This is a genomic window from Burkholderia sp. BKH01 (assembly GCF_025685725.1).
Taxonomy (GTDB): domain Bacteria; phylum Pseudomonadota; class Gammaproteobacteria; order Burkholderiales; family Burkholderiaceae; genus Burkholderia; species Burkholderia pyrrocinia_C.
In genome coordinates this window covers 338,034-356,858 of sequence record NZ_JAOTQT010000005.1, presented here as the reverse complement: position 1 = coordinate 356,858, position 18,825 = coordinate 338,034, and the positions used below count along the sequence as shown (strand labels likewise).

Here is an 18,825-nt window from a genome sequence, read left to right as displayed (position 1 = left end):
GACGGGCTCGAAGTCCAGGCGCGGATGATTTCGTCCACGAGCCCGTGCTGGAGGATGAATTCGTTGCCCGGATCGCACCGCTGATTCGACGGCAGCATCGCCCGGCGCTCGACGTCATTGAAATCGGACACGTGGTCTTCGACATGCGGGTGAGGGAAGCAGCCGCAGCCGGCGATCTGGCGCGGCTGACGCCGATCGAATACCAGATCGTCGAACTGCTGGCTCAGGATATTGGCGTGGCGATTCAGCGCGAAACGATCGCGAGTCTCGTCTGGGGCCGCCCCGTCGACGAGGCGGTATCGCGATCGCTGGACACGCATATCTACCGAATCGGCTGAAAACCGTGGTTGCACACATCTTCGGGGCTCGTGCTGCGCTCGGCCCATACGCTCGAGTACGCGAGACGCGAGAGGCTTGCGTGCCGGAGCCAACGATCATCGCGACAGTCGGATTGCCGCGATAAATGCGGAGCGTGTCGAACGTCCGGTACGCTGGTGTTAGGTGATGCTGCGGCGAGGTTCGATCATTCGGATTTCCGTTGGCTGGCGGCACGATTCGGCTCCGCATCGACAGCGTTGAACGCTCGGATGTCAATCCATTTCCCTTTGCCGCCTTGCCGTCGATTGACACCGACCAGACGCTCGGCGATCGGGTCGACCGCGGCAATGAAATGCAAGTTTCCCGTCAAACCTTGTGCGAGATGCAATATTCGGAATTGTTGTGAAATCGGCTGAGAAATATTGTTGAGAATTGAGACAAGAATTGCTTCGTAATTCAATAAATAAGTGCGCGGAAGAAGCGAGCGTGAGTCTGCGGACACGATCCGTGCCAGGTGGACTTCGGACGCGGCAGGTCACACGGGCCTGGCGGAATATGGCGTCCCTCAGACGGCTGCGAGCCGAGCCACCATCAATCAAGTTCCGTGTTCAAGTGACGTATGGCGCGCGGAGATATCCGTCGAGTCATCCTGCATAGTGGGATTGCCATCTGCACAAGTCGGTTTTCGACGGCGCGCGAATCATGTGCGGCGCGGATATTTGCGCGTGTACAGCCATATCGGTAGCAGTTGAGGCAGACAGTGATTATCTATTTGATAGAGGATGACGAGGACCAGGCGCGGTGTTATCAAGCAATGCTGGAACGGGCCACATGGACCGTACAAGTGATTCCGGAAGGCACGCGCGCGTTGAGGGAGATCCAGCGTGCCGCGCCGGACGTTATCGTCCTCGACCTCCGGTTGCCGGATATCGACGGGCTCGAGGTGATTGCATGGTTGCGCGAACGCTATGCCGCGTTGCCGGTGCTGGTGCTCACGAACGCCATTCTCGAGTCGGACCTCGTCGAAGCGCTGGAAGCAGGGGCTGACGACTACCTTGTCAAGCCTCCGCGCGAGCGGGAGCTGGTGGCGCGGATCAAGGCGCTTCATCGCAGGACCATCGAAATCAGGGAAAACCTGACTACGATCAGGTTCGGGGCATACCGGGTCGAGACGGTGGAGCGCGAGATCTATCTCGGCAACGAAAGAGTCCCGCTATCGCCCAAGGAGTACGAAATCGTAGAGCTGCTCGCGCGGAATGTCGGGCAGGTCGTATCGCGCGAAACGATGATCGGTCGCGTGTGGGGGCGTGCGGTCGGGGACGAGAGTTCCCGCACGCTGGACACGCATATCTATCGAATTCGGCAGAAGCTCAATCTGTCGCGGAGCAACGGCGCGCTGCTTCGTTCGATCTACACGCATGGATACCGACTGGACGAGCTGAGCGCTGCAACAGAATAAACGGCTTGATCGGAATTTTTCCCGAACGACCGGACGGGATTTCGGGAGGGAAATAATTAGTCTCGATAAGAGGCTTCGATATGTAGATTGAATTTGCGCAAACGTTTCACATAAAATTTCAAATCTGTTTTGATTGATTAAATAATTTAATTTTCAATATTTGAAGAATCCGGGCAGGAAAGTTCAGATTTGGTATCTTGTGAAATAAATAAATTCCTCACTGCAATTTGATGTTCTTGAATCGACTTGGTGAGGATGAAATGAACAAGACATATCGGGTTAGGTGGAGCGAGTCTCGGGGCGAGTGGATGGTGGCGTCGGAGACCGCATCTGCAGCGGGGAAGGGGCAGTCGCTGAAGTCCGCACGGAAAGTGCGTGTCATTGCTCGTGCGAGTGCACTCGCATTTGCGCTCGGTGTTGCCGTGTGCGGGGCGGCGTACGGGCAGGCGTCGGGTTTCTCCGGGGTCCCGGACACGAATGGCGGAAAGGTCGGAGCGGGTATTCCGACGGGCAATACGACGACTGAATTCATTGCCATTGGCAATGGCGCAGGACAGAACGTGAGCGCGCCGACGGATGCGAACAACTCTGGACCTGGCGACGATTATGCAATTGGCACGTCGGCGGGCAACAACGTGACCGGACACTACAATTTGGCGTTCGGATACAACGCAGGCAACAATGTAACTGGTGGGAGCAATAACGCGATCGGTTCGCAAGCCGGCCGGAATGTCAACGGCACCGCCAATCTCGCGATTGGCAACTCGACCGGCAACACCGTGAGCGGTATTCGCAATATCGCGTTCGGTGACTTTGCCGGAACGAACGTGACGGGCGACGAAAACCAGGCAAGCGGCAATATGGCCGGCTACAACGTGACAGGCTCGGACAATCAGGCGAGTGGATATCACGCAGGCTACAACGTCATCGGCCACCGCAATCTTTCGCAAGGGCTTTGGTCGGGTAATGGCGTCACGGGCAGCGACAACCAGGCTGCAGGGGAAAGTGCCGGGAATAACGTGACCGGCAGCTACAACCTGTCGAGCGGCTACCAGGCGGGCAGCAATGTGACCGGGAACAACAACCAAGCCATGGGGTTTCAGGCCGGACAAAATGTGTCCGGCGACAACAACGTTGCGCTCGGTACGTCGGCCGGCAGCAACGTGACCGCGAGCAATACGATCAGCATCGGTAACGCGGCGGCGGCGACCGCGAACAACGCGATCGCGGTCGGCACGAGCGCCGTCGCCAATTCGGCCAGCGCCGTCGCGATCGGCAACACGTCCACGGCAACTGGTGGCCAGGCGGTATCGATCGGCGCTGCGAACACGGCAAGCGGAAACGGCGCGGTCGCGATCGGTGATCCGAACATCGCGACCGGCACCGGCGCGGTGGCGCTTGGCGCAAACAACACGGCCAGTGGTCAGGGCGCCGTGGGCCTGGGCAATCAGAACTCGGCGACCGGCCAGGGTTCGGTCGCGATCGGCAACACGTCGGTGGCCTCCGGCGCGGGTTCGCTCGCGTTCGGCGATACGGCCAACGCGTCTGCGAACGGCGGCGTCGCGCTCGGCAGCGGCGCGGTCGCGGATCGCGCCGGCATGAACGGCGCAAAGGAACTGTTCTCCAACGTGGCCGTGGGTTCGACGGCTGGTGCCGTATCCGTCGGCGCACCCGGCGCGGAACGTCAGATCACGAATGTCGCGGGCGGCACGCAGGATACCGACGCGGTCAACGTCCGCCAGCTCAAGTGGGTGCATGACAACGCGGTCAACTACGACATCAATCCGGACGGCTCGATCAATTACAACAGCATCACGCTGAATCCGGGTGGCGCACCCGCGTCCATTCACAATCTGGCGCCGGGCGTCATCAGTCCGACCAGCACGGATGCCGTCAATGGCAGTCAGTTGTACGGCTTGCAGCAGACCCTGGACAGCTCGATGCAGCAGTTTCAGCAGAACCTGAATCAAACCAACCAGACCGTCCAGCAGATCCAGCAGAACGTGAACAACGTGACCAATGTCATCCAGCAGGGCGGCGGCGACAAGTGGGTGACCGGCAATCCGACGAATTACGTGGCGCCCAGCGCGACCGGGACCGATTCGACGGCGATCGGATCCGGTGCGCAGTCGAGCGGCAATAACAGCGTCGCGCTCGGCAACGGCTCGACGGATGGCGGCCAGAACAATGTCGTATCCGTCGGGTCCGCGGGTAACGAGCGTCGTATCGTCAACGTCGCGAAGGGGGTGAACGGAACTGACGGTGTCAACGTGTCACAGCTCAACGATGCGATCAATCAGTCGACCGACAATTTCAACCAACAGCTCGGCGGGATCAGGCAGGACGTCAACAACCTCGCGCGTAACGCCTACGGCGGCATTGCCGCCGCGACCGCGCTGACGATGATTCCCGAGGTCGACAAGGACAAGACGATTGCCGTGGGCGTCGGCGGCGGCACGTACCGTGGGTATCAGGCCGTGGCGCTCGGGGCGACGGCGCGCATTACCGAGAACATCAAGTTCCGCGCCGGCGTCGGCATGAGCAGCGGGGGGACGACGGCTGGCGTCGGCGCCTCGATGCAGTGGTAATCGACGTTCAATCGACAGGGAGGGGCGCGTCGTCGTCGATGTGCCATACCTCGACACAACACGGGATACAAGTCATGTACAAAGCAATTTTTCTCGGCGTCTCGGCGGCATTTCTGCTCGGCGCCTGCACCAGCGCAACGGGACCGCGATTCAATGCCTACGTTGTCTCGGACAACGCCGGCGCAAAATCCTACAAGGTCGAATGTCACGGCCTGTTCGAAGGCGCGGGCGTGTGCCGCGACAAGGCGCAGGAGATCTGCGGCGATCAGAAGGTGCACGTGCTGAAGGGCGTCGGGCCGCTCGGCCACGACGACGATGTCCGCACGCTGGTGTTCCAGTGCGGCGAGCCCGAGCAGCCGGCGGCGCAACAGCCGGCGCTCGTACCGGCAGCGGCTGCTGCACCGCCCGCTCCGATCCGCCTGAGCGCTGACGCAATGTTCGCATTCGATCGCGCCGACGAAGCGTCGATGACCCAGCGGGGCCGGCAACAGCTGTCGCAGCTCGCGCAGGGTTTGAAGGACCAGCATGTACGCTCGGTGTCGATCGTCGGTTATACCGACCGCCTCGGCAGCAGCGATTACAACCGGCGCCTGTCCGAAGCGCGTGCGAAAACGGTCGGCGACTATCTGGTCGCAGCGGGCATCCCGGCGAGCGACGTCCATACCGAAGGGCGCGGTGCGAGCGACCCGCTCGTCGAGTGCCGGCAAGGCGACCGAAAGGCACTGATCGCGTGCCTGGCGCCGAATCGCCGTGTCGAAGTCACCGCAACGGAATCGGGCGGGGCGTGACATGAAACCGGCTCTCGACGCTTACGGCTGGATATTGCGGGCCGAACAATTGCTCGACGCCGGCCGTCCGGACGAGGCCGGATTATTCGCCGCCGAGGCACTCGCGCTCGCGCCGGACGATGCGCGAGTGTCGAAGCTCTTCGGCATCGCCGCGTGCATGCGCGGCGATTATGCCGCCGGGATTTTGTATCTTGAACGTGCGTGCGCGCGGATGCCCGACGACGCGAATCTGCATTACAACCTTGCCGTCGCGTTCGAACAAACGGGCTCGCGCGAGCGTGCCGCATTGAGCTACCGGAACTGCCTGCGCTTGCAGCCCGACCATGCAGGCGCGTTGTGGAACCATGGCGAATACCTGCGACTGAACGGTCATTTCGACGAGGCGGCGCGCTGTTTCGAGGCGCTGGAGACGGCGGGGCACCTATATGCGTCGATGCATCACCGGATGGCCGTCGTTTACGCGCATTTGCAGCGTCCCGCCGACGCCGCGCGGCATTTCGAACTTGCGATGAAGGAGGGCGGCGATACGCGGCTCACGCAATGGGAACGCGCGCATTTCCTGTTGGGAACGAAGGACTTCGCGCAAGGCTGGCAGGACTACGGCGTGCGTTTCGAAATCGGCCACCTGCTCAACGTTGCCTGTCATCCCTTTTCGATGCCGCTCTGGCGTGGGGAAGCGCTCGACGGCAAGACCATCCTCGTGCATGGCGAGCAAGGACTCGGTGACGAGATCATGTTTGCATCGATGATCCCGGAGCTCGAGCGGCGGGCGCGTCGGGTGGTGCTTGCCTGTGCGCCGTCGCTCGTAACCCTGTTTCAGTGCGCATTTCCGTCGGCGATCGTGCGGGCGCATCGGGCCGGCGTGGCGCCCGCGGTGATCGACGACCTTGGGCCGATCGACTACCAGTCGCCGATCGGCAGCCTGGCGCGCTGGCTGCGTCCGAGTGCAGCGTCGTTCGGCGACGGCGATCCGTATCTGCGGGCGAATCCGGAGAGGGTCGAGCGGTTCGGCGCACGGCTTCGCGCGCTCGCGCCGCAGTCGGCGCGAGCATTGAAGGTCGGCTTGGCATGGGGATCGAATCCCGCGAAATCGGTGCCGTCCGCCGCTCGGCGGGCCAGCTACAAGAGCATCCCGTTGCCGCTGCTCGAGCCGCTTGCGCGATGCGCCGACGTCCAGTTCGTGAGCCTGCAGAATGCGGAGCTGGGCGAGCAGGCCGCAAGCGCACCGGGTCTCGATCTGATCGACTTCAGCCATTCGCTGAAGGATTTCTCGGATACCGCGGCGCTCGTCGCGAATCTCGATGCCGTCGTGACGGTCGACACGTCGGTCGCCCACCTGTCAGCGGCGCTCGGGAAGCCCACCTATGTATTGCTGATGCGCCATTGCGACTGGCGGTTCGGCCATGAGGGAGACCGATGCATCTGGTATCGGTCGATGACATTGTTGCGCCAGACGACGCAGGGCGACTGGCGGTCGGTCGTGGATCTGGCGACCGACGCGCTGAATCGCCATCAGCGTCAACCGACATTGGGGGAAGCAGGCTGTGAACATGGATCCGCAGTTGAGTGAGAAGTTGCTCGAAATACATTCCGAGATCGAGGCCTTGAACCGGAAAGCGAAGGCTGCCGCGATCATGCAGGTTACGCAATTGATGACGCGATATGGAATCCTGATTAGCGATCTGAAAGATGTCGAACACGCATTGCCGGTACGCAGGGCCAAGGCGAAGTACTGGAATCCGCAAACGGGGCAGACGTGGTCGGGGCGCGGAAGGATTCCGAAGTGGCTGGTCGGCAGGGATCTCGACGCCTATCGGATTGCCGGTCCGGCGGGGCAAGGTACCGACGATCCGGGCGCCGTCGGCCAGGAAGCCGAATAGTCGGGGGCGGCGCGAATCGGGCCGGGTTCCGCGATCCGAGGTTGTCGTATGTTCCGGTCATTCCTGCTTCAGGTGCCACGGAAGGGCGTTCGCGGCCCGCCGCGGCGAGAGGTTTTCCATTACGAATTTCAAGAAACTGGTCAGTGCAGAAGCGCCGGGTCATGACATCCATTGTCTTCCGCTTATGTGGCCCGATATTCAGATCGTCAAATGACGCTTTGGCCTGATTAGTCGGATCGGCAGCCGATGCAGTGTTCAGTGGCACGTCGATCAAAGTCAGGCAGAGTCAGTCATGCGTATCGGTCGACAATTCTGGATTCTCGCATCGGGTGTCGTTCTCATCACCATCTGTGCATCGCTGATCGCGATCGCCCAGGGATGGAGCATTCTTTCCGTCAAGCGTTCGACTATCGATCTGCTGGCGACCTACCGGCGGTCACTGGTGGTCGCGGAAATGGTATCGCGCGAGCGTGGCCCGATAAACAGCGTGCTTGGCGTCGCGCCGTCCGGCCAGGGGCAAGCCATGCGCTCTCTCGTCGAGGCTCGTCAACGGACCGACGAGGCAATCTCGGCGTTCGTGACGGCGCTGCCCGTCCACGACTTCGACCGATCGACGATCACTGAACTCGACACGCGCCTGGCCGTTGTCCGCCGTCGCGTCGACACGTTGATTGCGACGCCCGCATCGAGGCGCCATGCGCACGAGATGGCCGATGTGCTGCAGCAGATGTTCGGGTTGGTGGATCTTCTGCAACCGGCGCTTTCCCGGATTCAGACGCCATTGCTCATGCGGGTGCCCGAGATTTCGTATCGGATCGCAGGCGCCCGCCTGCTGACGGAACTCCGGGAATATGCCGGCCGGCTCGGATCGGATATGGGGCCCGCCGTCGCGCACGGCATACCGTTGACGCGGAGTCAGGAAGAGGCGATGGAGCGCGATGCCGGTCGAATCCTCGAACTGTACGACCTGCTCAAGATCCATGCGACCGACGGCACGACCGATCCAGAATTGCAGCGAGGCATGGACGCCGTGCAGCACGTGTATCTGGATCGCGCCTGGCAGTTGGTCGCACAGATCCGCGACGCGAGCAGCGCGCGCGTGCCATACCCTATGACCATGGCAGAATTCACGAGCGAGTACGTGCAGGCGATGAACCCGATCGTTGCGTTGCGCGACACGGAACTGCAGCTTGCGGAGCGGCGTATCGGCGCAAGTATCCATCATGCCAGGCTATCGTTGGGCTGGATCGCCGGATTTTCAGTCTTGGCGCTCGCGCTTGAACTCATGCTGATTCGTGCGTTTCGCCGCAAGGTGATCGAGCCTGTCGAGGAAGTGTCGGCAGCCTTCGGACCAACCGGTTTCGACGAGCGGGATGAGTACGACGACATCGTGCGACTGCGCAAGGGGCCTCAACGGCTGAGGGCCTCGGAGGCAGAGAATATCCTCCTCGAGCGAGAGCGTCAGGATGCGCTGAACTTCATTTCGCACGACGTGAGGGCGCCGATTGCTTCCATCATCACGCTGACGGAGGGCCTCGGTTCCGATTCGAATATCGCGGCCGACAGAAACGTTCGCCAGTACATTGCGCGCCAGGCCCGGCACGCGCTGTCGCTGGTCGACGAATATCTGCAGCTGGCGCGCCTGCAAAGCCGGATCGAATCCCATGAGTTTCAGCCCGTGAATCTCTTCGACGTGCTGACCGAGGTCGTCGACGACGCGTGGGCATGCGCGCGATGCCGGGAAGTCAAGGTCGTGTTCGATGATCCGGCCGTTGATGCGTGGGTGAGCGGTGCCCGCCTGATGATCTTCCGGATCTTCAGCAATTTGATTCATAACGCGATCAAATTCAGCTTTGCCGGCGGCGAAGTGCGCATCCGTCTTGTCGGCCACGGCGACGACTGGGGCGTTTCGGTGCGGGACTGGGGCACGGGCATCGCCGGCGACGACCTGCCGAAACTGTTTCGTCCGTTCTACCGGGCCTCGTCGGCGACCGGAGAGAGCGTGGTGGGTACCGGTCTCGGGCTGGCTTACGTGCGTATCGCCGTGACCCAACTGGGCGGAACGGTAAAGGTCTCCAGTTCACTCGATGTCGGTTCTGAATTCCTGGTTACGTTGCCGGCATGCAACGTCCGGGGATTGAACTCGCGGGCGGCGTGACGCAGCGTCGATGGCCCGATGCCCGTTTCCGGTTGCCGTCATCAAAATGCGTCCAATGTGGTTTTCCGAACCGAGAAAATTTCAGATTATATATTTCGCCGAGTTAAAGGGTCGTTTTCCATTGCGAATGGCTGGGCTTTTGTCTATTTGGCAATCGATGGTGGTCATTCAGAAATAATCATATTCAAAATTATTCCTTGGAATACACTCTGGTCGCCGATTGGCGTGCGCGAATCGCATTGTAAATGACTGCGATGGCGCGGCAGGAAATGAGATTGCGGGCGAAATGCCATCTAATAGTAAATAATTTCGCTCTTTGTCGATCCGGTGTAATGGGTCGTGAAATCGGCCTATTTGATGAAAATCTTTTATGGGCGGGAGGAGTCTATGGGCGGGATGCGGGCGGGAGCGAAGGAATTAAGATTATTGGTATTCGGACTGCTGCTGTTCGCAGTCCAGTTTGCGCATGCGCAATCGACACCGTACGGCATCGTATCGGTCGCGATCAACGAAACCCGGCTATGTGTCGAAGTGAGCGGTGAATCCGTGTCACCCCTCGCAAACGTCAATGCCGGCGAATGCAAGGGCACGGCCAACCAGCAATGGTCGCTGGTCAAGAACGGCCAGCATTTCCAGGTCGTCGCCAAGAACAGCCAGCAATGCCTGACGATCCTGAATGCGTCGACGAGCCCGGGCGCGCAACTCGTACAGTACCCGTGCAACAACGGCTCGAACCAGCAGTGGGACGTTACGCCTTCCGGCGCGGGATACAAGCTCGTGTCCGTTCACGATGCGCTTTGCGCGAGTGCCGGTGGATCGTCCGCTGGCGCAGGGATGATTCAGGACCGCTGCAGCAACAGTGCATTGCAGACACTGCAGGTGTCGGCCCCTCCCGAAGTGGTCGGCTCGCTGATCGGCATGAACAGCAATCTCTGCATCGATTCCGGCGATGTGGGCACGCAAGCGACCCAGAACACCTGCAGCAATGTCGCAAGCCAGCAGTGGCGGATCCGTCCGACAGTCAGCGGCTACAAGATCCGCTCGGCATCGAAGGATCTTTGCCTCGGCGTGCGAGGCGGGTCGCAAGGCGCGGGCGCGGCGATCGAGAGTCAACGGTGCGACAGCGGCAACAGTCAATTGTGGTCGATACGCGCGGCCAGCGTGGTCAATGGGACGAACGGATACGAGAATGGCTATTGGCAATTCGTTTCCGCCGGCAGCGGACAATGCATCGTTGTCCAGAATGCGTCGACGGCCGCACAGGCAAGCCTGATTCAGTATCCGTGCGAAGGAGGAAACGGCGGATCGAACACCATGTGGCGCGTCAATCGCACGCTGCCGTCGTCGTGGGGCGGTGCGATCACGCTGCCGCTCGTGCCGACTGCTGCCGCACACCTGCCGGACGGGAAAATCCTGATGTGGTCGGCGGATTTGCCGGACTATGCCGGCGGCACCGGTGGTGTCGATGGCAACACCGTCACGACCGTCTTCGATCCGATCGCGCAAAAGGCGTCCGACGCGGTGCTGACGAATCTGGGTCACAACATGTTCTGCCCGGGTCTCAACCTGCTCCCCAGCGGCAAGGTGTTCGTCAACGGCGGTGTTTCCAGCAGGAAGACCAGCATTTACGATCCGGTTACCCATACCTGGGGTGCGTCCAATTGGATGAATATTCCGCGCGGGTACGAGGCGAGCACGACCATGTCCGACGGCGCGGTCTTTACCCTCGGCGGCTCGTGGAATATCGCCACGCCGGACTTCCGGTTGGGTGACAAGTATGGCGAAGTCTGGACGCCCGAGGCCGGCTGGTCGATCCTGTCGAACGTCCCGGACATCATCGGCCCGGACCCTGCAGGGGCCTATCGCGGCGACAACCATATGTGGCTCGTGGCGGCGCAGAATCGCTGGGTCTTTTATGCGGGACCGGACGCCACGTTGCGCTGGATCGACACGAAGGGTGCCGGACAAGTCGTGCCTGTCGGCCAGCGCGGCGACGACGGATTCTCGATCAACGGCAATGCCGTGATGTACGACATCGGCAAACTGCTCACGCTGGGCGGTGCACCGGCATACGACGGCGGCGTGGCGAAGGCAAGTGCATACGTGATCGACATTTCGGCCGGCCCTGCGGTTGCTCCCGTCGTGCGCAAGGTTCAGCCGCTGGCGTATAGCCGGGGCTTTGTGAACAGCGTCGTGTTGCCGAACGGGCAAGTCGTCTCGATCGGCGGTCAGGCTGTCCCGGTTCCATTCACGGACGATCAGTCGGTGCTCGTGCCGGAGCTTTGGGATCCGACAACCGAGGCGTTCACGCGACTTGCACCGATGAGTGTGCCGCGCAATTACCATAGTGAAGCGCTTCTGCTTCCCGATGGTCGCGTGATGTCTTCCGGTGGCGGGCTTTGCGGAAGCAGTTGCAACACCAACCATCCCAACGTGCAGATTCTGACGCCGCCGTATCTGCTTAACCAGGATGGCACCAATGCGATCCGTCCGGCGATCAAGACGTCGCCGGCGAGCGCGGCTTACGGATCGACGGTTGCGGTTTCGACGGATATGCCTATCCGCAGCTTTGCGCTGGTGCGGATGTCGGCCGGCACGCACTCGGTCAATACGGACCAGCGCCGTATTCCTCTTGCGGCGCGGCAGGTTTCAGGGAGCGGCGACTATTCCTACTCGCTGTCGATTCCGTCGGATTCCGGTGTGGCGATACCGGGAAACTATATGTTGTTCGCGATGAATGCGAGTGGCGTTCCGAGCATCGCGAAGATCATTCGAATCGGTGTCTGACTGCAATGGACCACGAAGCGCGCGCGAAGCCGGTCGCGGACTCGACAGAACCGGTTCACCTCCGGATCGCGCGCGTGCTTTTCGTCGGGCTGGCTTTTCAGGGCGGCCTGGCCTTCGCATCGCCAGCCGCGGCACTCGATGCAAGTGTCGCGCGAGGCGCCCAGCTCTTTCACGACGGTGAATCGATGCGTGGCCGGATCGACGGGCACACGGAAATCCTCCCGTCGACAGCGGGCCGTTGCATCAACTGCCATGTGCAGTCGCCACAAGCGGGCGTGCTTGCGCCGCTGCTCGATGCATCGACGCTGCTCGCGCCGCTGCAGCGACGCGGGGGGCCGCCGTCCGTCTATTCGCGGGACACGTTCTGCGCGACGTTGCGCACCGGAATCGATCCGGCCTACGTGACGTTGAAGTCCGAAATGCCGCGTTTCGACGCAAACGACGTGCAATGCGAGGATCTCTGGAACTATCTGACGAGGGAAGTACGTTGACATGAATGCGCTGTACCTATCGCGGCGTCGTTTCCTGCTTGCAAGTGCCGCGTATCTTTGCTTGCCCGCATCTGCTGCGGAAACACGCGAGATTCCCCACAATCCCTGGGGGAAAATCGAACCAGCCGATTCCGTTCCGGACATCGGGTTATCGCTTGCGGATGGCACCCGGGGGCGACTTCGCGATGTACTGCGAGGAAAAGTAGCGGCGGTCCAGTTCATCTTCACTGGCTGCAGTTCCACGTGTCCGCTCCAGGGGGCGATATTTCAGGCGCTTCAATCGATGCTGGAGAAGTCGCCGATTGCCGATACGCAGTTGCTGTCGATCAGTATCGATCCAGCCAACGATTCACCGGTTGCGCTGTCCGGCTGGTTGAAACGGTTCGATGCGAAGCCTGGATGGCTGGCAGTCGTTCCGGAAGGTCGGGACATCGAATCGCTCAAACGCCTTTACATCGACCAGCGAAACACGGCGGACAACCACGTCGATCAGGTATTCGTATCGAACCGGTCGATGGAACTGGTATGGAAAACCGGTCGGCTTCCGACGCCTCTATCGGTCTACGACGCGTTGCGATACTTCGCATCTCACTGAAACCCATATCCGTCATTGTCCACACGCCGATTTCACACCCGTCATATGAAAAGGTTTCACATTGTCCTGCTGGCCGTCGCGGTAGCGACGATTGCCGTTGCAGCAGCGTATTACATTAGACACGACGAAGATTATTCGATATCCGAATCTAATTCGATTGTCCAGGAGGAGATGAGCCAGACGGAATCCGCATCGGATCCGAAGGGGGCGCCGTCCGGTCACGGCACACGCAGCGATTCGTTTCCCGCGGACGAGCGGCAACCTATGCCGGACGGTTGGAAGTAGGGCGCTGCGTCGACTCGAAAGTATCGGAATGGCCTCGCTCGAGGCTTGTTGGCGTGATCGACATGAGCGTGGGCGGTGACCTCCGGCATGCGGCGATCTCTTAAGGCAACGAATATTGGAGTAGATCTGATGTGTGATTCGAAAACATGCCAGGTAGAAGTGGGGAGGGCGCAACGTCGCTCGTTTCTCCGCAGGACCAGCGGCGCGGCGCTAGCGGCCGCGATCACAGGTTTGCTGTCCGGTAAATCCGCGATCGGGGCCGGCACGGAGGCGTTGCCCCCGAAACCACAGAACGACTTGACGCCGGATGAGTCAATCAAGCGCCTGATGGAAGGGAATGCACGATACGTATCGGGTGTAATGCGTCGCCACGATTTCGTGCATGAACGCGAGGCGCTCAATGGAGGGCAGAATCCGTACGCGGCTGTATTGAGTTGTGCAGATTCGCGAGTCGCCCCGGAGTACGCATTCGATAGTGCGAGGGGAGACCTGTTCGTGACTCGGGTCGCTGGAAACTTCGTGAATTCCGACGTGCTTGGAAGCCTTGAGTACGCTGTCGCCGTACTTAAAGTGCCCGTGATCCTGGTGCTCGGCCATGACAAGTGCGGCGCAGTGGATGCGGCAGTCAAGATCGCAACGAAGGGGGCAACTTATCCCGGCAGAATTCAGTCGCTTGCACGCGCCATATTGCCGTCGGTGAACAAAGTCAGGGCGGGGGCTGGAGCAGCGAACCTTCTCGATGCAGCGATTGCGCAGAATGTCCGCGACGGCATGGATAATCTGCGTGTCCAGTCAGAAATTGTCAAGGCTGCGGAAGCGGCCGACAGATTGAAAATTATTGGAGGTATCTACCGGTTGGACAGCGGAAAAGTCGAATTCCTCGCCTGATTCTCCGTAGACCTTCACGCCCATGCCCTCGCCCGCCAGATGGATCGGGTCATCGTCGCTGACACTCGGAGAGTCTGTCCTGCATGACGCCGTGGCCCGGTGTGCCGGACCTGAGGGCGTGTGCGCGGATCGTTGGCCGGCGACGGTTCGCCGTTCCGTTCGCTGAGCATGGGACTGCCGGGAACCAGGCATCCGGCAAGGACTTGCTCGGGGCAGAACAACGGCCAGGCATGAACGCTTCATGCGGTTAGCCAAACGTGAGTGGGCATGTCAGGTTCCATGCGTCGCAACGAGGCTTTGGCGAGCCGGCAACATGACTCAAACGGACGCACAGCGCGGTCGGCGGTGTTGCGCCGGCAGAACGACGTCCGGCTCCGGGAAATAGCTGCTTGACGCTTCACGATCGGCCGCACTGCGTTTCACCGCGGCTCGGGATTGTCGGAGTCACGCAAGCCACAGCGGCATATCGGTTGCCGGCTGGAGCCGGTGCGATGCATGTCAGATTTGTTCGCATTTCGTGGCAGTTTATTCAAGTATCGTGAGCGGTTGATCTAAATGCCAGAAGCGGTAAAAGTAATTGTAAAGACCGACTCCAAAAACGGAATTGTCGCCCCGACTCTAAACCGCATCTTGCGAAAATTCTCGGAAGTGTCGTTGTGTTGATAGTTCCCGGCCAGGTCATGGAAATCCCAAACCCTCATGAAGGATGCGCGTACGATGCGTAGTTATCCACGAAACAGTCCTCAAGCAGCAGCGCGTATCGTGGCCTTGGTGCTTGGGGCCGACGGACACCATTGCAGCGTTGAAGATCAGATGCTCGAGCGTCTTGAGGCTGCGAAGGACCTTGGGCTGACCTCGGACGAGTTTCGCGAGATCACCCAGATTTTTTTCGAAGATCGGATCCTTGCATCCTATCCCGCATCGATTGGCGGAATCGATGCTGCGACACGAACGGCAATAGTCGACGAGGTCGACGATCCGCGGTTGCGTCGAAAATTGTTGCGGATATGCTCCGCCGTTATTACGGCGGACAATTTCTTGGCGGATGGGGAGATCGTTGTGCTTGCGGCAATCCTGAGACAGTGGCATCTGGATGAGGCCGATTGACCTAATGTGCTCGACGACATTGAGATGTTCTACAACCCCGTTCGCCGGCACGGTTTCGCTGGCGACGTCACCGGTGGAGTTGAGCGGCGCTACACGTTAAACGGCTCGTGAGTGTCTATGAAACTCCGGCCGCTCCCGACCGCGCTCGAGTGGGGCCCGTTCAGCGGACGCGTGTTCGTGTTCCGTGGTCGACGTGGCGATCTGGTCAAGGTGCGTTGGTAGAGCGGTGACGGCATGTGTCTGCTGATGAAGCTGCTTGAACGCGGCCGCACGGTCTGGCCTCGTGCAGATGGGGGCGTAGTCAGCCCGAGCCGGGCGCAACGGTCCATGCTGCCGGAAGGCATCGACTGGCGGCAGCCAGTGCGCACAGTCCGCGAATGCTGTTCGGCGTATGCCGGTCAGCTCCGCTCCGGGGCGATGGCGTGGCATCGTGGCGCATTCGGTTTCCAGTTAAATGATCGAGCACACGCGATCCCGGTTTGTGCAGAGCATCCTTAACACGGGCTTCACCACGCACCGTTGTGTGTAAACGTCGCCGTGCCTCGCCTGATTTCTGCAACGACGCTACGTCAACTCCAAGACTTTTGCAGACCTTCCTTAACGCTTCTTCCTGCAATCGCCCTGCTGCCAGTCATCGTTACCCTCAATCCTTATCGCCTTGATGGCCTTCCATTGGCCGACTTTTCCGGGATACGCAATTACTGTAATGACGCGCACACAGCGCACAAAGCATTTAAGCGGATAATCGGACCAGTATAGTGTTGGGCTTCGCCGCAGGCGAATCGTGTAGCGTCCGCCAGGCAATAAGCAGTGTGCCGAACGCGCATCGACGTTTCGAAACGGTTTGACGATTTTGGACCTGAGCATGTTTGTGAACTGGATTCCGCGAAAGGCCACACAAGACCGCGGTCAATCAAGCGAGCCGCGCTCTGCGGCCGAACAGAGCGGTCGGCTTAATGGGAACGACACATATCCGCCGAATAGCGAGCGATCCGGCCATCGCCATGATGGCCTCACGCGGTTTTTCCATTGGATTTTCACTGCTGCCATTATTTATACGAGTGTTGCGGGCTACGCGCTGACCCACATTGCTGGCGGAGCAATGCACGATATTCTGTCTCGACTGAATATGTCGATCGCGACATTACTGATTGTGCTCTTTCCGTTACGAGTGGTGTGGAAATTCGTCCGTATCGAACCTCGCGCGCTACCCGGTATGCCCGGATGGCAACGAACGCTTGCGACCGGCATCCACAATTTGATTTACGTGACGATCTTTGTGGTGCTGGCGAGTGGCTTCCTGATGGTCCCGAACGGCTATTCGTTCTTCGGCCTGATCGAAATTCACACGCCTTTCCCGAAAGGCGCGCTGACCGAAGAACTCTTCACCGTGCATCGCGCAAGTTGCGCACTGCTGGCTGGGTTGGTTGTACTACACGTGCTTGCGGTCATCAAGCATCAGTTGATCGCGCGTAACGACGTCTTGCGACGCATGCTTTGAGTCGGAGGGGCGCTTGCAGGAGGGTTCTGTGAGCGGCCCCCAGTAAACAGTGCCATCATGTGGGCGAGTTTTCGGCGGACTTTTCGATAGAAAGGAGCCGTACGACGAAACGCAAGCGCTTCAGCGTCGAGCAAATATCGGTGGGTCGTCGAACGCACGCATGCCTAGCTGCATCATTTCCGGCGCCTGCGTATTCGTTCCGAGCGCCGTGCCGACATTCACGGGGCATTTCTCAAACTCGGCTGCTGTTTGATCTGCTGGAATACCCTCCAGCGCGCTGAGCAGTCTTTATGAAACCGTCTCTAACTCACCGCCACCAACACCGCACTGGCAGCAGGCACGCTCACGGACACCTGTTTTCCGTTGACGGTCAAAGTGTAGGCCGCGCCCGGACTGAACGATCCGTCTACTCCGATACTCGCGCCCTGGATTAACGGGTTGGCGGTATCGCTGAGTTTGGGACCTTGCATGACTTGTGCGCTTGCCGAACGCGCTGCACTTGGCAGAACGACTGTGGCTGCGAGATTCTGGGATGGCTCCTTGTTGAGCAGGAGGATGCTGATCGCGCCGGCTGCAGACTGAATCGCGTAGGCGCTGACGTTCAGGCCATTCGCACTTGCGGACGTCGTTAGCAAGGAGCCGGATCCCGCCATCGAGAGTAGTTTCAGTCCATAGAATTCGGGGTTGATTGCGGTGACCATACCGGTCGAATCGATGACCATTTGCGTATAGCTCGAACTGCTGTCATTCGTGCCGTGAAAATTCACTCCCGATAGGCCGCCCAGCGCGCAGGTCATGGTGTGATCGATCAGCCACAAGGCGGAGGCGTAACTGTTGCTGACTCCGCTGGTGCCGCCACCTGAAAACGAATTGGTTTCTGCCATTCTTGTCGGCACACCGCTCGATTGGCTTTGCTGAACGAGCTCAGCTATCAGCGCCTGCAAATTGGTGTCGGGGTAGGACAGCAGGGTGTCGACGGTTGCAGTCGATGCGGTGGCGGAGCCGCGATAGTAATGCTGCGTGAGCAACGAGAGTTGCGATGCCTCGGCCTGTACGAAGGGCGGGAAGTATTTGCTGTAACCGGCAGCGGACGTAGCTGGGCCCGTCAGCCTGACACTCGGCACGGCTTGCAGGATCGCGCTGGCGAAGGATTGCCACCGGCTGATGTAATCAGAAGGACTCCAGCCGTTCGGGAAATATTTGCCGTAGTCATTCGGCTCATTCCCAATTTCAATTCCAGCCAGGGCGGAACCAAAGGCATTGGCCGCGTAGGCAACTTCGGCGGCAGCGGCGGAGGGTGACGATTGCGCGAGATTGACGCCGTACAGAATTTTCCATCCGGTTGTCTGAATAAAGCTGGCGAGAGCATCAATATCGGACGGCGCGACCTGGCCCGAGGTCTGGCCAGCACCACCTGGAGTCCACGTGGTCGTGTCAACTGAATTGCCGCCAATGCGCAACAGGCTTGGACCGAGCAATTTGTACAGGTTAATTGCGTTGCTGTCCGCTGACGCAAACAATTGGGTGGAGATGCGCATCTTTTCGCAACTCAAGCCAGTGAATTGCGCCGGAAATGCGGCTGCGACATTCGCTGACACATTGATGCTGGCAATCGTCACCGGGCCTGAAACAGTCGGTTGTGGGTTAGTGGGAGAAGGGTTGCTTGGTGTAGTCGTGTTTGTCGAACCGGGATTTGTCGGATTATCCGTATTGTCCGCCGTGCCACCCGCCCCACTCGCACCGGAAGAGTCGCCACCACATCCGGCAATAGCCCCAGTAACGGCAACACTCGCAGCGGCTCCGAGTAGCCGCAAAAGATGGCGACGTTGCTGTTGAAATTGCGGTAAATCCCGAGTCATCTTTTTCAATTTTTTGCTCTCTAATTTCCGTTTTCCTGGACGTTGTTGCATGGGTTGTGGTGCAAATAGCGCTGGCGAGCGCGCAACCGTCGGGCCGATAGCATCTCAGCGAGCTGTAAGG

15 protein-coding genes and 3 pseudogenes are annotated in these 18,825 nt (G+C 60.0%); 16 read left to right on the top strand and 2 right to left on the bottom strand.

Going from position 1 to position 18,825, the window contains the following annotated elements:
- The first annotated feature begins 44 nt into the window (after nucleotides 1-44).
- The gene (locus tag OEJ37_RS11520) at nucleotides 45-338 is read left to right on the top strand and encodes a winged helix-turn-helix domain-containing protein (RefSeq protein ID WP_263344345.1); all 294 of its coding nucleotides are present in this window, start codon (nucleotides 45-47) and stop codon (nucleotides 336-338) included.
- A gap of 185 nt (nucleotides 339-523) precedes the next feature.
- Here OEJ37_RS11520 and OEJ37_RS11515 read toward each other — a convergent pair whose 3' ends face one another.
- On the bottom strand, nucleotides 524-820 hold the full coding sequence (locus tag OEJ37_RS11515) for a hypothetical protein (RefSeq protein WP_263344344.1): 297 nt from the start codon (nucleotides 818-820) through the stop codon (nucleotides 524-526).
- Nucleotides 821-1,078: 258 nt separating this feature from the next.
- On the opposite strand from OEJ37_RS11515, the gene OEJ37_RS11510 reads away from it, so the two are divergent.
- The 15 genes and pseudogenes from OEJ37_RS11510 to OEJ37_RS11450 all read left to right on the top strand — a co-directional run.
- Nucleotides 1,079-1,777, top strand: a complete 699-nt coding sequence (locus tag OEJ37_RS11510; protein WP_263344343.1) for a response regulator transcription factor — start codon at nucleotides 1,079-1,081, stop codon at nucleotides 1,775-1,777.
- 230 nt (nucleotides 1,778-2,007) lie between these two features.
- Nucleotides 2,008-3,753, top strand: a pseudogene (locus OEJ37_RS11505) (YadA family autotransporter adhesin); the annotation flags it as partial.
- 63 nt (nucleotides 3,754-3,816) lie between these two features.
- Nucleotides 3,817-4,365: pseudogene (locus tag OEJ37_RS35105) on the top strand (YadA family autotransporter adhesin); the annotation flags it as partial.
- Between the two features lie 74 nt (nucleotides 4,366-4,439).
- Entirely contained in the window at nucleotides 4,440-5,153 is a 714-nt protein-coding gene (locus tag OEJ37_RS11500; protein WP_175918541.1) for an OmpA family protein, read from the top strand.
- 1 nt (nucleotide 5,154) lies between these two features.
- A complete protein-coding gene (locus OEJ37_RS11495) occupies nucleotides 5,155-6,723 on the top strand; it encodes a tetratricopeptide repeat protein (protein ID WP_263344342.1) in 1,569 nt (522 codons plus the stop codon).
- A complete protein-coding gene (locus tag OEJ37_RS11490) occupies nucleotides 6,698-7,033 on the top strand; it encodes an H-NS histone family protein (RefSeq protein WP_317891530.1) in 336 nt (111 codons plus the stop codon). The genes OEJ37_RS11495 and OEJ37_RS11490 overlap by 26 nt, the downstream gene beginning before the upstream one ends.
- 292 nt (nucleotides 7,034-7,325) lie before the next feature.
- Nucleotides 7,326-9,191, top strand: coding sequence for a sensor histidine kinase (locus tag OEJ37_RS11485; RefSeq protein ID WP_263344340.1), 1,866 nt, complete (start codon nucleotides 7,326-7,328; stop codon nucleotides 9,189-9,191).
- 387 nt (nucleotides 9,192-9,578) lie between these two features.
- On the top strand, nucleotides 9,579-11,978 hold the full coding sequence (locus OEJ37_RS11480) for an RICIN domain-containing protein (RefSeq protein WP_263344395.1): 2,400 nt from the start codon (nucleotides 9,579-9,581) through the stop codon (nucleotides 11,976-11,978).
- A gap of 5 nt (nucleotides 11,979-11,983) precedes the next feature.
- Entirely contained in the window at nucleotides 11,984-12,469 is a 486-nt protein-coding gene (locus OEJ37_RS11475) for a hypothetical protein (protein ID WP_263344339.1), read from the top strand.
- Nucleotides 12,470-12,503: 34 nt separating this feature from the next.
- Nucleotides 12,504-13,064, top strand: coding sequence for an SCO family protein (locus OEJ37_RS11470; RefSeq protein ID WP_317891533.1), 561 nt, complete (start codon nucleotides 12,504-12,506; stop codon nucleotides 13,062-13,064).
- A gap of 414 nt (nucleotides 13,065-13,478) precedes the next feature.
- Nucleotides 13,479-14,237, top strand: a complete 759-nt coding sequence (locus tag OEJ37_RS11465) for a carbonic anhydrase (protein WP_263344337.1) — start codon at nucleotides 13,479-13,481, stop codon at nucleotides 14,235-14,237.
- A 717-nt stretch (nucleotides 14,238-14,954) separates the two neighbouring features.
- Nucleotides 14,955-15,344: a TerB family tellurite resistance protein gene (locus tag OEJ37_RS11460; protein ID WP_175918537.1), complete on the top strand. Its 390-nt coding sequence runs from the start codon at nucleotides 14,955-14,957 to the stop codon at nucleotides 15,342-15,344.
- Between the two features lie 234 nt (nucleotides 15,345-15,578).
- Nucleotides 15,579-15,842, top strand: coding sequence for an IS66 family insertion sequence element accessory protein TnpB (tnpB, locus tag OEJ37_RS35100; protein WP_208459177.1), 264 nt, complete (start codon nucleotides 15,579-15,581; stop codon nucleotides 15,840-15,842).
- Nucleotides 15,843-16,188: 346 nt separating this feature from the next.
- The gene (locus OEJ37_RS11455) at nucleotides 16,189-16,845 is read left to right on the top strand and encodes a cytochrome b (protein ID WP_263344336.1); all 657 of its coding nucleotides are present in this window, start codon (nucleotides 16,189-16,191) and stop codon (nucleotides 16,843-16,845) included.
- A 126-nt stretch (nucleotides 16,846-16,971) separates the two neighbouring features.
- Nucleotides 16,972-17,139: pseudogene (locus OEJ37_RS11450) on the top strand (transposase); the annotation flags it as partial.
- Between the two features lie 8 nt (nucleotides 17,140-17,147).
- On the opposite strand, the gene OEJ37_RS11445 reads toward OEJ37_RS11450, so the two are convergent.
- Entirely contained in the window at nucleotides 17,148-18,755 is a 1,608-nt protein-coding gene (locus tag OEJ37_RS11445; RefSeq protein WP_263344335.1) for a glycosyl hydrolase family 79 C-terminal domain-containing protein, read from the bottom strand.
- Between the last annotated feature and the right edge of the window lie 70 nt (nucleotides 18,756-18,825).